The sequence below is a fragment of the Streptomyces sp. NPDC091412 genome, assembly GCF_044756885.1.
GTDB lineage: Bacteria > Actinomycetota > Actinomycetes > Streptomycetales > Streptomycetaceae > Streptomyces.
This window is the reverse complement of sequence record NZ_JBIVTV010000010.1, coordinates 115,144-128,366: the sequence shown is the minus strand read 5'-3', so window position 1 is coordinate 128,366 and position 13,223 is coordinate 115,144. Positions and strand designations below refer to the sequence as shown.

Here is a 13,223-nt window from a genome sequence, read left to right as displayed (position 1 = left end):
GGTCACGAGCCGCCGCGCCCCTCCAGCCCTCGGCGGCCCCACGGTCACGAGCCGCCGCGCCCCTCCGGTCCCGCCGGCCCCTCAAGTCCCTCCGCCAGCACCTCCGCCAGATGGCGTCCCCGTACTCCGGCCAGCTGGTCCAGCTGAGTGCGGCAGGAGAAGCCGTCCGCGAGGACCACCGCGCCGGCCGGAGCCCACCGTACCGACGGCAGGAGCTGTTCCTCGGCGCAGGCGGCCGACACCTCCCAATGGCCCTTCTCGAAGCCGAAGTTCCCGGCCAGGCCGCAGCAGCCGCCGGACAGCTCGCCGGTCAGGCCGGCCGCCTCGCGCAGGCGCCGGTCGGCCGCGTCGCCCAGCACGGCGTGCTGGTGGCAGTGGGTCTGGCCGGCGACCGGGCGGTCCAAACGGGGCGGGGTCCAGCCGGGGGCGTGACGCCGCAGGGCCTCGGCGAAGGTCAGCACGCGGTCGGACAGGCGGCGGGCCCGCGGGTCGCCGGGCAGCAGCTCCGGCAGGTCGGTGCGCAGGGCGGCGGCGCAGCTCGGTTCCAGGACGACGACCGGCGCGTCGGTCTCCAGCACCGGTTCCATCAGGTCCAGGGTGCGGCGCAGCACCGCGCGGGCACGCTCCAGCTGGCCGGTGGAGACGTACGTCAGGCCGCAGCAGACGCGGCCCCGGCCCCGCAGGACGGACACGGGGTTCAGCAGCGCCGAGCTTCCGTCGCCCACCGGAGGGCGGCGCAGACGCAGGGTCGGCGGGAGCGCCACCCGCAACCCGGCCGCCTCCAGCACGCGTACGGCCGCCCGGCCCACGGACGGCGACAGGTGCTCGGTGAAGGTGTCCGGCCACAGGACGACCAGATCGCCCGTCCCCTCCCCGCCGTCCACCCGTGCGTCCGTCCGCGTGCGCCACCATCGGGTGAACGGCTCGCGCGCCAGACGCGGGATCCCTCGTTCGGGTGTGATTCCACCGAGCCGTTTCACGGCCGACGCGAGCGGCCGCAGGGCGGCGAGCGCGTTCAGCAGTGGCGCCGTGCGCGTACGGGCGGCCCAGCGCAGCCACACCGGAAGCCGGCCCAGCGCGTAGTGGGCGGCCGGGCGGCGCCGTCCGGCGTAGTGGTGGTGCAGGAACTCCGCCTTGTACGTGGCCATGTCCACCCCGACCGGGCAGTCGGACCGGCACCCCTTGCACGACAGGCACAGGTCGAGCGCGTCGCGGACCTCGGCCGACCGCCAGCCGTCGGTCACCAGCTCACCGGCGAGCATCTCGTGCAGCAGCCGGGCACGCCCGCGCGTGGAGTGCTCCTCCTCTCCCGTGACCCGGAAGGAGGGGCACATGACCGCGGCGCCCGACACCTCGGTCGTACGGCACTTCGCGACCCCGACGCACCGGCGCACCGCCGCCGAGAAGTCCCCTCGGTCGGCCGTGTAGCCGAAGGCCACGTCGACCGGGCGGCGCGGCAGCACGGCGAAGCGCAGGTTCGCATCCAGGGGCGCGGGACGGACCAGCATCCCGGGATTGAGCAGGTCGTCGGGGTCCCACAGTCCCTTGACCCGCTCGAAGAGGGCCACCGTCCGCTCGCCGTACATCGTCGGCAGCAGCTCGGCGCGGGCCTGCCCGTCCCCGTGCTCCCCGGACAGCGAACCGCCGTGCGCCACCACCAGCTCGGCCAGCTCCTGCGAGAACCGCCGGAACCGGCCGATCCCGGCCGGGGTCAGCAGGTCGAAGTCGATACGGACGTGGATGCAGCCGTCCCCGAAGTGCCCGTACGGGGCACCCCGCAGCCCGTGGGCGGCCAGCAGCTCCCGGAACCGCCGCAGATACGCGCCCAGCCGCTCCGGCGGCACCGCGCAGTCCTCCCACCCCGGCCATGCCTCCGTGCCGTCCGGCATCCGGGTCGCCGTACCGCTCGCGTCCTCCCGGATCCGCCACAGCGCGCGCTGCGCGGCCGGATCCTCGACGATCGCGGCGTCCACGGCGTCCGCCGCCCGCGCGATCGCCTCCGCACGCGCGCGTGCCTGCCCCGCCGTCTCCCCGCCCGTCTCCACGAACAGCCAGGCGTCCCCGCGCGGCAGCCCCGCCGCCGCGGACGGGACCAGGTCCCGCGCCATCCCCTCCACCGTCAGCGGCCGGTACCGCAGCAGTCCGGCCGCGGCGTCGGCGGCGGCGCCCTCGTCGGCGTACCCCAGCACGGCCAGCACGCGCGCGGGAGGCGTCTCGACGAGCCGTACGACCGCCTCCGTCAGCACGCCGAGAGTGCCCTCCGAGCCGCAGAAGGAACGCGCCACGTCCGCGCCGTTCTCGGGCAGCAGCGCGTCCAGGGCGTACCCGGAGATACGGCGGGGCAGCCGCGGGAAGCCGGTCCGCAGCCGGGCGAGTTCGCTCTCCACCAGCTCCTGCAGCCCGTCCGGCGCCCCGGCCCACTCGCGCCCCAGCCGCAGTGGCCGCCCGCGCGCGGTGAGCACCGACAGCTCCCGCACGCTGTCCGCGGTCGTCCCCCAGGCCACCGAGTGGGAGCCGCACGCGTTGTTGCCGATCATCCCGCCGAGCGTGCACCGGCTGTGCGTGGAGGGGTCGGGACCGAAGCGCAGCCCGTGCGGCGCGGCGGCCTCCTGGAGCCGGTCCAGGACCACGCCCGGCTGGACCACCGCGGTCCGCTCCCCGGGGTCGAGCGCCAGCACCCGGTTCATGTGCCGGGTGAAGTCCAGCACCACCCCCGTCCCGGTCGCCTGGCCCGCGATCGACGTCCCGCCGCCCCGCGCGACCACCGGCACTCCGCGCGCCCGGCAGACCTCCAGCACCGCCGCCACGTCGCCGGCGTCCCGCGGAGCCACCACACCCAGCGGAACCCGCCGGTAGTTGGACGCGTCCATGGTGACCAGCGCCCGGGAGGTGACGTCGAACGCCACCTCCCCGCGCACGGCCCGGCGCAGCTCCGCCCGAAGCTCCGAAAGATCCGCGAGATCGGTCATGCGTCCAGCATGCACGCGATCGATTCGACGGCCGTCTCACCCGGCGGAATGTGTTTCACCCGGATTTCTCCGAGCGCTACTCTCCCGTTCGTGGCTGAGATCCGGATTCCCTCTGACATCAAGCCCGCGGACGGACGTTTCGGCGCGGGACCCTCCAAGGTGCGGACGGAGGCGCTGGACGCCCTCGCCGCCACCGGCGCATCCCTCATGGGCACCTCCCACCGCCAGGCCCCGGTGAAGAACCTGGTCGGCCAGGTGCGCGAAGGCATCCGCGAGCTGTTCCAACTTCCCGACGGCTACGAGGTCGTGCTCGGCAACGGCGGCTCCACGGCGTTCTGGGACATCGCGACCCACGGACTGATCGAGAACAAGTCGCAGCACCTCACCTTCGGCGAGTTCAGCTCGAAGTTCGCCAAGGCCGCCAAGCTCGCCCCGTGGCTCGCCGAGCCCACCGTCGTCTCCTCCGACCCCGGCACGCACCCGGAGGCCCGGGCCGAGGCGGGTGCCGACGTCTACGCCTTCACCCACAACGAGACCTCCACCGGTGTCGCCATGCCCATCAGGCGCGTGGCCGGCGCCGACGAGGGCGCCCTGGTCCTGGTGGACGCCACCTCCGGCGCCGGCGGCCTCCCGGTCGACATCGCCGAGACCGACGTCTACTACTTCGCCCCGCAGAAGTCCTTCGCCTCCGACGGCGGCCTGTGGATCGGCGTGTTCTCCCCGGCCGCACTCGAACGCGCCGAGCGGGTCCACGGCTCCGGCCGCCACATCCCGGAGTTCTTCTCGCTGCCCACGGCGATCGACAACTCCCGCAAGAACCAGACGTACAACACCCCGGCGCTGGCCACCCTCTTCCTGCTCAACCAGCAGCTGGAGTGGCTCAACGGCCAGGGCGGCCTCGCCTGGTCCACGGCCCGCACCAAGGACTCCTCCTCCCGGCTCTACGCCTGGGCGGACGAATCCAAGTACGCGACCCCGTTCGTCACGGACCCGGCCAAGCGCTCCCAGGTCATCGGCACGATCGACTTCTCCGACGAGATCGACGCCGCCGCCGTCGCCAAAGTCCTGCGCGCCAACGGCATCGTCGACACCGAGCCCTACCGCAAGCTCGGCCGCAACCAGCTCCGCGTCGCGATGTTCCCGGCCATCGACCCGTCGGACGTCGAGGCCCTGACGAAGTGCGTCGACCACGTGATCGAGAAGCTGTAGCGTCTCCCGCGCACAGCGGCGAAGGGCGCCCGGCGAACAGCGGGGCGCCCGTGGTCACGCGGCAGGGCGGGCTTTCCTGCCGTCGGGGGAGGGTCCGATGAGTTTCCTCGCGTGGTTCATCCTGTTCGTCTGCGCCTGGACGGCTCGTTCGGTGTGGGGCATGCGCCGCCTGCCCGTGTGGCGACGCGGGCTGCCGGCGCTGCTGCTCGTCACCGGCGCGGCGGGCATCGTCCTCGTCTCCGAGTACGGCTCCCCCTCACCTGCGGCCCGGATCACCGAGGCCGCATGCGTCCTCCTGATCCTCACGTCATGGGCACTGAGCCTGCGGGAACGGCGCAGCAGGCCCGCCCCCTCAGCGACGGGCGCCTGACAGTGTGATCCGGGCGGCGACCGGCAGGTGGTCGCTGCCGGTGGCGGGCAGGGTGCGGATGTGGGCGACGGCCGCCGAGCGGGCCATGACCTGGTCGATCCGGGTCAGCGGGAAGGCGGCGGGGAAGCTGAGGGCGAAGCCCCGTTCCGCCACGTTCATCCGCGAGGTCAGCGGCGCCAGCCCGCGGTCCTCGACCGTGCCGTTGAGGTCGCCCAGCAGGATCACCGTGCTCAGCTCCTCGGCGGCGACGGCCTCGCCCAGCAGCACGGCGCTCTCGTCACGCCGGCCGGACGCGAGTCCACTCGCCCGGACGCGGAGCGAGGGCAGGTGCGCCACGTACGCCGCGATCCGGCCGTGCGGCGTGTGGACCACGGTCCGCAGCCCGCGGCTCCAGGCCTCCGTGATCCCCCGGGGTTTGATGTCGAGGAGCCGGGTGCCGCTGAGCGGATGCCTCGACCAGAGTCCGACGGTGCCCCGGACCTCGTGGTAGGGGTAGCCGGCGGCGAGGGCCTTCTCGTAGACCGGCAGCGCCGGGGGCACCAGTTCCTCCAGCGCGATGAGGTCGGGCCCGGCGTCGGCCAGGGCGCGGGCCGTGCCCGCCGGATCGGCGTTCTCGTCGCTGACGTTGTGCTGCACCACGACCAGTTGGCGCGCGCCGGGCGCCGGCACCGGCAGGAGCAGCCCGCCGAAGAGGTACGTCCAGGCCGCCACCGGCAGCAGCAGAGCCACCAGCGCCACGGCCGAACGGCGCAGCAGCGCGAGGGCGAACAGCACCACGGCCACCAGGCCGAGCCACGGCAGGAACGCCTCCAGCAGACTGCCGGAACGGCCCACGGAGTTGGGCACGGCACGGTGGAACGCCAGCAGTCCGGCCGTCAGCGCCGCGAGCACGGCGAGCACCCGCCCCCGCCGCCACGCCGACCGGTGCCCCGTGTCCCCCTGCGCCTCCCGGCCAGGGGCACGCCGCCCCGCCCGGCGCCGCACCCACGGGGGCACCACCGCCCTCACCGCCGCTGCCGCACCGCCGCCCGCCCGTTCCCGACCCACCCTGGCTTCCCATCCACTCGGCCTCGCCATCCAAGACGATCCTCCGGGTGGATCAGTTTCCGCCATCCGCGCGTGGGCGCCGGAACGACCGGACGCCGTCCGCTCCGACGACGCGCCACAGCCGCGAGGCGCCCGGCGTCGGCCACCGGGCGCCTCGCGGTCGTCAGGACGCCGTGCAGCTCACGCTCGGCACACCCCCGCCCCCGGGCGCGCCCCCGAAGCCGAAGGCGGTGGAACCATTGGCCGCGATCGCCCCGTTGTGGGCGGCGTTGACCGCCGTCACGGTCGCCCCGCTCTGGGTGTACGACGCGTTCCACATGGTGGTGACCTTCTGGGACCCGCTCCAGGTCCAGGTCACCTTCCAGGACTTGATCGCGGTGGGGCCCGTGTTGGTCACCGTCACATCGGCGTTGAAGCCGCCGCCCCAGTCGCTGCTGACGACGTAGGTGGCCCGGCAGGCGGCCTTGCCGCCGCCGTCACCGCCACCACCGTTGTCACCGCCCCCGGTGCTCGGGAAGCCCGGTGCCTTGACGGTCGCCAGGTACCCGTCCTTCACCGTGTCCACGGTCTGCCAGTCGTCCTTCAGGATCCCGCCGGTGTCACCGGAGTTGGGGTTCCAGGACCAGAAGGTCCAGTGGAAGGAGTCACCGCCGTACGTCGAGGTCGGACGCAGGTAACTCACCAGCGCCGCCAGCCACTTCTGGTCCACCGTGGACTGGAGCGTGGTGCCGAACTCGCCGACCCAGACGGGGGCGATGTTCTGCTTGAAGATGTAGCCCCAGTACTTGTCCCAGATGTCCGGCATGTTGTTGGGGAAGGACGGGTCACTGAACCAGCTCTGCTGGGCGACGCTGGTGGCATAGTCGTGGGCGGAGTACACGACCCGGTTGGCCACATTGAGGCGCACCGGGTACTGGCCGACGCCCATCAGGTTGCCGCCCCACCAGCCGGAGACGCCGTTGAAGGTCTGGATGCCCTCGACGAAGATCAGCAGGTCGGGGTTGGCGGAGAGGACCGCGTTGCCGGCCCGCTCGGCGGCCAGCCGCCAGTCGGTCGCCTGGTCCCCGCAGCCCCAGCAGGCCGGGTCGTGGGGCTCGTTGTGCAGGTCGATGCCGATGACCGCGGCGTTGCCCTTGTAACGGGTCGCCAGCGACTTGAGGTTGGCGATCCACGTCGACTCGGGGACGGACGCGGTGTACCAGAGGGCCGACTGGCCGCCCGAGTCCGGCCGGTGGCGGTCGAGGATGACCTTCAGCCCGTCCTGGCCGGCGTACGCGACGATCTTGTCGATGACCTGAAGGGAGGTCAGCCCTTGCAGGTCGGCGTTCTTGCCGGCGGAGAAGTCGATGCTCGAGGGCATCGCGCCGGACTTGAGGATGTCGTCGCTGTAGGGCAGCCGGATGGTGTTGTAGCCCAGCGACTTCATCTGGTCGATCATGCTCTTGTAGTCGCGGGACCACAGGCCGTGGACGACCTGGTTGCTGGTCTCGAAGCCGAACCAGTTGATGCCGGCGATCCGGACGGACTGCCCGGACGCGTCCAGGATCTGGCGTCCGCTGGTGTGCCAGTAGCCGGCGCCGCCCGCGGCGGGGGCCGCGTGCGCGGTGGCCGGCAGGCCGAGTCCCAGGCCCAGCGGTAACAGGAGCGCCGCCGCGGCAGCGCAGAGCGCTCTTCGCAAGGTGCGGAACATGGTGCTGCTTCCTCCCGAGGGGGCCGCGGGACCGGAACGAGTGGGAGCGCTCCCACACACCCGCGCCTCCCAGTGGAAGGCAGGCGGCGACCGCCCGTCAAGAGCGTCGACGCAACAAACGCCTCAGCCCCCACACCGCGGCCACCACGCCGGCCACCACGGCGACGGTGCCCGCGCCGAAGCGGCCGCCCCCGTCCGGACCGGCCCCGACTGAGTTCGAACCGCCCTGCGGGGAGGGCGACTTGGCGGACCCGTCGGCCTCCGGCGCATCGCGCACCTGCACCGGGCTGTCGGAGCCCTCGCTGCCGTACAGCAGCTTGGTGCCGTCCACGCTGTAGGTGACGGACTCCCCCTGCCTCTGGAGCGGCACGTCGAGCTGGCCCGCGCGCTTGATCCTGCCGCCGTTCCAGTCGTAGTGGATGCCGCCGAAGTAGCCGCGCACGGCGAGGTGCGTGCCGTCCGGGGAGAGGGCGGCGTCGGTGGCCCACAGGTCGACGGGGGCGATCGGCTTGAAGACGTTCGTGCCCGAGGGGGACAGTTCGGCCGGGCCCTCGTAGAGGTGACCGCCGTCCTCCTTCTTGTCGATGATGTAGACGCGGCCCGTCTTCGGGTGCACGACCATCGACTCGGCGTTGCGCGGACCGTCCGAGTACTTCACGACGTACTGCGTGGCCCGGATCGTCTGGTCCTTCAGCTCCTTCGGCTCGGGCAGCCGGTAGATCCACACGTACGGCCAGGAGCCGTCGAGGTTGTCCCCGATGTCGCCGAGGTAGATCTGGTTGCCGGGACCGATGGAGATGGCCTCCGCGTCGCGGGGTTTGCCGATGCCGCTGAGGGTGATGGTGGCGACGGTCTCGCCGGTCCTGCCGTCCACGGCGTAGATCTGCGGGCCGTAGCCGCTGTCGTTGTGGGTCCAGTAGACGCCCGGATGCAGGTGCGAGGCCGCGAGGCCGCTGGACTCCTTGATCCGCGGGTCCTTGATCGTGAACCCGTCGTCGCCGTCGGCGGCAAGGGCGGCGGGCGCGGCGAGCGCACCCACGAGAAGGGCCCCGGCGAGCAGGGCGAACGGTCGGCGCATCCCCCAAGCCTGCCATCCCGCACGGATGTTCACACTGCGTGGCGGGCCTCACATCGCACCGCCGACGCCCGTCGTCCATGATGAGCGGATGCTCAGGTTCATGCCCGTCGGCGACTCCATGACGATCGGCAGCGCGGGCGAGCACACCTGGCGTTACCGTCTGTGGCGGCACCTGTGCGCGACGTACGGCGGCCCCTTCACCCTCGTCGGCCCGCGCGAGACGCTCTACGACACGTCGGCGGACGCGCCGGTCTCCCTCGCCTACGCCGATCCGGACTTCCCCCGCGCCCATCTGGCCGGCTGGGGCGAGGGCTGGGGGCACATGGCCCCGCTCGTCGGCGACGCGGTGCGCGAGTGCCGCGCGGATGTGCTGCTGGTCTCGCTCGGCCTGATCGACCTGGGCTTCTACACGAACGCCGAGCAGACGGCGGTGCACGTGGAGGCCTTCGTGGCACAGGCGCGGGCCGCCAACGCGCGTATCCGCGCGGTCCTGCTCCCGGTGATCACGAACATCCGCGCCGAGGCCGACCCGCTCTTCGCCCCGGAGGTGGACCGCTTCAACGAGCTGCTGGCCGAGGCGGTGGCCGGCCTGGACGAACCCGGCTCACCGCTGCTCCTGGCGCCCCCGCCGCCGACGTACGACATCCACACGGACACCTACGACGGCACCCACCCGAACGAGAGCGGCGAGCACAAGATCGCGGCAGCGTTCGCGGGGGCGCTGCACCAGGGGTGGGGGTGGGGTGCAGATTACGGAGGGTGAGCGCCCACTGGCATATGCACGCCGCCCCGTGGCCCGGACGCGGCACCTGCCCTGGTAGGGGTCGGCGATGAGATGCACGGGGACACCGGCGAGCGCGGAGGACCCCTGCACCTGCGAGCTGCGTGTCGACTACGGAACCGCCGTCGACATGAGCACCACCCCCCTCGGCCTCGTCCTCAGGACCGACGAGTTCCCCCGCGACTGACCACCGCCGTCCCGCCCCGTCCACAACCCCCCTTGCATCGAGCGCACTCCAAGACGTTGGCTTGTGGACCATGAGGTACACACAGCTCGGACGCACAGGACTCAAGGTCAGCCGACTGGTGCTCGGCACGATGAACTTCGGTCCGCAGACCGACGAGGCGGACAGCCACACGATCATGGACGCGGCGCTGGACGCGGGGATCAACTTCGTCGACACGGCCAACGTCTACGGCTGGGGCGAGAACAAGGGCCGCACCGAGTCGATCATCGGCAACTGGTTCGCCAAGGGCGGGGACCGGCGCGACAAGGTCGTCCTGGCCACCAAGGTCTACGGGAACATGTCCCCGGACAACTCCACCGTCTGGCCCAACCACGACAAGCTCTCCGCCCTGAACATCCGGCGGGCCGTCGACGCCAGCCTCAAGCGGCTGCAGACCGACCACATCGACGTCTACCAGTTCCACCACATCGACCGGGACACCCCCTTCGAGGAGATCTGGCAGGCCGTCGACGTACTGATCCAGCAGGGCAAGATCCTCTACGTCGGTTCCTCCAACTTCCCCGGCTACAAGATCGCCCAGGCCAACGAGATCGCCGCGCGGCGCTCCGGCACCATCGGGCTCGTCAGCGAGCAGTGCCTGTACAACCTCGCCGAGCGGCGCGCCGAGATGGAGGTGATCCCGGCCGCGCGGGACTACGGCCTCGGAGTCATCCCCTGGTCGCCGCTGCACGGCGGGCTGCTGGGCGGTGTGATCAAGAAGCAGGTCGAGGGCGGCCGGCGCGCTTCCGGCCGGTCCGCCGACGCGCTCGCCGACACCGCCGTGCGCGACCGGATCCAGGCGTACGAGGACCTGCTCGACAAGCACGGTCTGGAGCCCGGCGAGGTCGCGCTGGCCTGGCTGCTCACCCGGCCCGGCGTGACCGGCCCGATCGTCGGTCCGCGCACCGCCGAGCAGCTCGCGTCGGCGCTGCGGGCGGTCGAGTTGGAGCTGAGCGAGGAACTGCTGGCCGGACTCGACGAGATCTTCCCGGGACCGGGTCCGTCGCCGGAGGCCTTCGCCTGGTAGGCACCTCCCGCGCCGCCCGAGCGGCCGTACCGGCCCTGGCGTCCGTGCTCCGCGTCACCTGCCGAGCGCGGACGCCAGGGCGACGACGGCGAGCATCAGCACAAGCGCACCGGCCATGATCCGGTTCCGGGTTTTCGGGTCCACGTACTCGAGACTAACCGGCCGCCCGCAGTGGCCAGCGGCCGACCGGCTCGTAGCGGGGCCGCTCACCCAGCACCCCGGACCTCGGCAGCAGGCTGCGCACGAGGACCAGCTCCTCCACGGTCCACGCATCGCTCGCGAAGTCCCGCAACGCCTGGACGTACGGCCGCACGTCCAGGCCGTCCCGGCCGCGCGCCACCGTCAGGTGGGCCTGGTAGGGGCGGTGCTCCTTCATCGGCACACCCGCCTTCCGCGCCGCCGCCTCCGCGCGGTCGGCCAGCAGCCGCAGGGTCGCGAGGTCGCCCTCCGCCCCCGTCCACAGCGCCTTGCCGCGCCCGAACTGTCCTCCCCCGCGCAGGGCGAGCGAGAAGGCCCCGGTCCGGTGTGCGGCCTTCTCCAGGCGGGCCGACAGCTCAGGTACAACCTCCTCGCCGACCTCGCCGTAGAAGGCGAGCGTGAAGTGCCAGGCGGGCCGCTGCGTCCACCGCAGCCGGTCCGCGCCCGGCAGCTTCCGCAACCCGGCGATCTCGGCCGCGAGCGCGCCGAGCACGTCCCGCGGGGGCAGTACGGCGGCGAACAGTCTCATGGGCCCAGTGTCCCGCCGCGCTCCCGGACGTGACCTGGTCACCGTGCGTATCGTTGTACCGCGCGGCTGCATGCGACCAGGCAGCAGCGGGGAGGAGCGGCACAGTGACTGTTCTGGCAGACAGGATCGAGATGGCCGACCACAGCGACGAGCCCACTCTCGACGAGATGTTCGAGTGGCTGGAGCAGATGCACGTCCCCGAAGGTTTCAAGACCGAGATCGTCGAGGGGGGCATCTTCGTGACGCCGCAGCGGGACACCCACTGGGAGATCATCCTGGACATCGTCGAGCAGTTGCGCGCCACGTACCCGCGCAAGCGCGTGAAGTCCGACGTCCGCATCGACTACCCCGGACACCTCAACGGCTTCGCCTCCGACGTCGTCGCCCTCGCGGAGGGTGCCCGGAAGGACGAGAAGGGTCACTGGCGTCCCGGGGACGTCGAGCTCGTCGCCGAGGTGATCTCCCAGGGCACGGCCCGGAACGACTACGGCCCGAAGAAGGACGCCTTCGCGGCCGCCGGAGTGCCGGTGTACCTGATCGTGGACCCGTACACCGGCACATGGCACCTGCACACCCTGCCCAAGGACGGCGAGTACCGCGGTGTCCTCAGCCTCGACTTCGGTGACGAGATCGACCTCAACGACACTCCGGTGGGCCTCGTCCTCAAGACCGACGAGTTCCCCCGCGACTGACCCGCACCCGGCCTACGCCGCGGCGGCCAGCTCCTTCCGGTGCTCACGGGGGACCAGGTCCACGCGGGGGTGTCCGCGGTTCCAGCCGAACGACAGGCGCAGTCCGCCGACGCGGGCCAGGACCAGGCCGATGGTGGCGGCCGCGGCGAGCGAGACGACACCGCCCGCGGCGAAGCCGACCCGGGCACCGTAGGCGTCGGTTATCCAGCCGACGAGGGGCGCGCCCAGCGGCGTACCCCCCATGAAGACCATCATGAACAGGGCCATCACCCGGCCGCGCATGGCCGGGTCGGTACCCATCTGCACCGCGGTGTTCGCCGTGACGTTGACCGTCAGGCCGAAGATCCCGATGGGCGCCATCAGCAGTGCGAACAGCCAGTACGACGGGGCCAGCGCGGCGACGATCTCCAGCGCGCCGAAGGCCGCGGCGGCCGCGATGAGCACGCGCAGCCGGGCGGTGCCACGGCGGGCCGCGAGCAGGGCGCCGATCAGGGAGCCGACCGCCATCACGGTGTTGAAGAGACTGTAGGCGCCGGCTCCGGCGTGGAAGACCTGCTCGGCGTAGGCCGACAGCCACACCGGGAAGTTGAAGCCGAAGGTGCCGATGAAGCCGACCAGGACGATCGGCCAGATCAGCTCGGGGCGGCCGGCGACGTAGCGCAGGCCCTCGCGGAGCTGGCCCTTGCCGCGCGGCGCGCGCTCGACGACGTGCAGTTCACGGGTGCGCATCAGCAGCAGGCCGACGATGGGGGCGACGAAGGACAGGCCGTTGGCGAGGAACGCCCAGCCGGTGCCCACGCCGGTGATCATCAAGCCCGCGACGGCGGGGCCGATCAGACGGGCGGACTGGAAGTTCGCGGAGTTCAGGCTGACCGCGTTCTGGAGCTGCTTCGGGCCGACCATCTCCGAGACGAAGGACTGGCGGGCCGGGTTGTCGACGACCGTGGCGAGGCCCACCGCGAACGCGGCGAGGTAGACGTGCCACACCTGGACCTGGCCGGTGAGGGTGAGCACGGCGAGCGCGAGGCCGGTGACGGCCATGGCCGACTGGGTGACGAGCAGCGTGGGCCGCTTGGGCAGGCGGTCGACGAGGACGCCGCCGTAGAGGCCGAAGAGCAGCATCGGCAGGAACTGGAGCGCCGTGGTGATGCCGACGGCGGCCGAGGAGCCGGTGAGGCTCAGGACCAGCCAGTCCTGCGCGATGCGCTGCATCCAGGTGCCGGTGTTGGAGACGACCTGGCCGAGGAAGAACAGGCGGTAGTTCCTGACCCTCAGCGAGCTGAACATCGAGGACTTGCGGGGGGTGTCGGGGGCGGTTCGGGAATCGTGGGTGGTCGGTGCGGGGGCGGAGTCTGCTCCGGATCCCGTACTCAAAGGGGTTCGCCTCCTTGCCCGGCTGCTCACTCG

12 protein-coding genes are annotated in these 13,223 nt (G+C 72.2%); 6 read left to right on the top strand and 6 right to left on the bottom strand.

Annotation, left to right across the window (positions count from 1 at the left end; genetic code table 11):
• Positions 1–44: 44 nt before the first annotated feature.
• A complete protein-coding gene (locus ACIQMV_RS23965; RefSeq protein ID WP_402595366.1) occupies positions 45–2,969 on the bottom strand; it encodes an FAD-binding and (Fe-S)-binding domain-containing protein in 2,925 nt (974 codons plus the stop codon).
• A gap of 90 nt (positions 2,970–3,059) precedes the next feature.
• Between ACIQMV_RS23965 and serC the strand changes: the two genes are divergently transcribed.
• Both serC and ACIQMV_RS23955 read left to right on the top strand, forming a co-directional pair.
• Positions 3,060–4,178 (top strand): phosphoserine transaminase, encoded by a 1,119-nt coding sequence (gene serC / locus ACIQMV_RS23960; protein ID WP_402595365.1) that lies wholly within the window; start codon positions 3,060–3,062, stop codon positions 4,176–4,178.
• A gap of 97 nt (positions 4,179–4,275) precedes the next feature.
• Entirely contained in the window at positions 4,276–4,548 is a 273-nt protein-coding gene (locus ACIQMV_RS23955; protein ID WP_402595364.1) for a hypothetical protein, read from the top strand.
• Here ACIQMV_RS23955 and ACIQMV_RS23950 read toward each other — a convergent pair.
• The 3 genes from ACIQMV_RS23950 to ACIQMV_RS23940 form a co-directional block, all read right to left on the bottom strand.
• A complete protein-coding gene (locus ACIQMV_RS23950) occupies positions 4,531–5,448 on the bottom strand; it encodes an endonuclease/exonuclease/phosphatase family protein (RefSeq protein ID WP_402595362.1) in 918 nt (305 codons plus the stop codon). The genes ACIQMV_RS23955 and ACIQMV_RS23950 overlap by 18 nt on opposite strands.
• 310 nt (positions 5,449–5,758) lie before the next feature.
• On the bottom strand, positions 5,759–7,285 hold the full coding sequence (locus tag ACIQMV_RS23945) for a cellulase family glycosylhydrolase (protein WP_402595360.1): 1,527 nt from the start codon (positions 7,283–7,285) through the stop codon (positions 5,759–5,761).
• A 97-nt stretch (positions 7,286–7,382) separates the two neighbouring features.
• On the bottom strand, positions 7,383–8,363 hold the full coding sequence (locus ACIQMV_RS23940; RefSeq protein ID WP_402595359.1) for a WD40 repeat domain-containing protein: 981 nt from the start codon (positions 8,361–8,363) through the stop codon (positions 7,383–7,385).
• A gap of 88 nt (positions 8,364–8,451) precedes the next feature.
• Between ACIQMV_RS23940 and ACIQMV_RS23935 the strand changes: the two genes are divergently transcribed.
• From ACIQMV_RS23935 to ACIQMV_RS23925, 3 genes are all read left to right on the top strand, one after another.
• On the top strand, positions 8,452–9,126 hold the full coding sequence (locus ACIQMV_RS23935; RefSeq protein ID WP_402595357.1) for a GDSL-type esterase/lipase family protein: 675 nt from the start codon (positions 8,452–8,454) through the stop codon (positions 9,124–9,126).
• 67 nt (positions 9,127–9,193) lie between these two features.
• The gene (locus ACIQMV_RS23930; RefSeq protein ID WP_402595356.1) at positions 9,194–9,331 is read left to right on the top strand and encodes a hypothetical protein; all 138 of its coding nucleotides are present in this window, start codon (positions 9,194–9,196) and stop codon (positions 9,329–9,331) included.
• A gap of 70 nt (positions 9,332–9,401) precedes the next feature.
• Positions 9,402–10,397, top strand: a complete 996-nt coding sequence (locus ACIQMV_RS23925) for an aldo/keto reductase (protein WP_402595354.1) — start codon at positions 9,402–9,404, stop codon at positions 10,395–10,397.
• Between the two features lie 154 nt (positions 10,398–10,551).
• Here ACIQMV_RS23925 and thpR read toward each other — a convergent pair whose 3' ends face one another.
• Positions 10,552–11,124, bottom strand: coding sequence for an RNA 2',3'-cyclic phosphodiesterase (gene thpR, locus ACIQMV_RS23920; protein ID WP_402595352.1), 573 nt, complete (start codon positions 11,122–11,124; stop codon positions 10,552–10,554).
• Positions 11,125–11,228: 104 nt separating this feature from the next.
• Here thpR and ACIQMV_RS23915 point away from each other — a divergent pair, with 104 nt between their 5' ends.
• Positions 11,229–11,816, top strand: a complete 588-nt coding sequence (locus ACIQMV_RS23915; RefSeq protein ID WP_402595350.1) for a Uma2 family endonuclease — start codon at positions 11,229–11,231, stop codon at positions 11,814–11,816.
• 12 nt (positions 11,817–11,828) lie between these two features.
• On the opposite strand, the gene ACIQMV_RS23910 is transcribed toward ACIQMV_RS23915, so the two are convergent.
• The gene (locus tag ACIQMV_RS23910) at positions 11,829–13,190 is read right to left on the bottom strand and encodes an MFS transporter (RefSeq protein ID WP_402595348.1); all 1,362 of its coding nucleotides are present in this window, start codon (positions 13,188–13,190) and stop codon (positions 11,829–11,831) included.
• Positions 13,191–13,223: the final 33 nt, after the last annotated feature.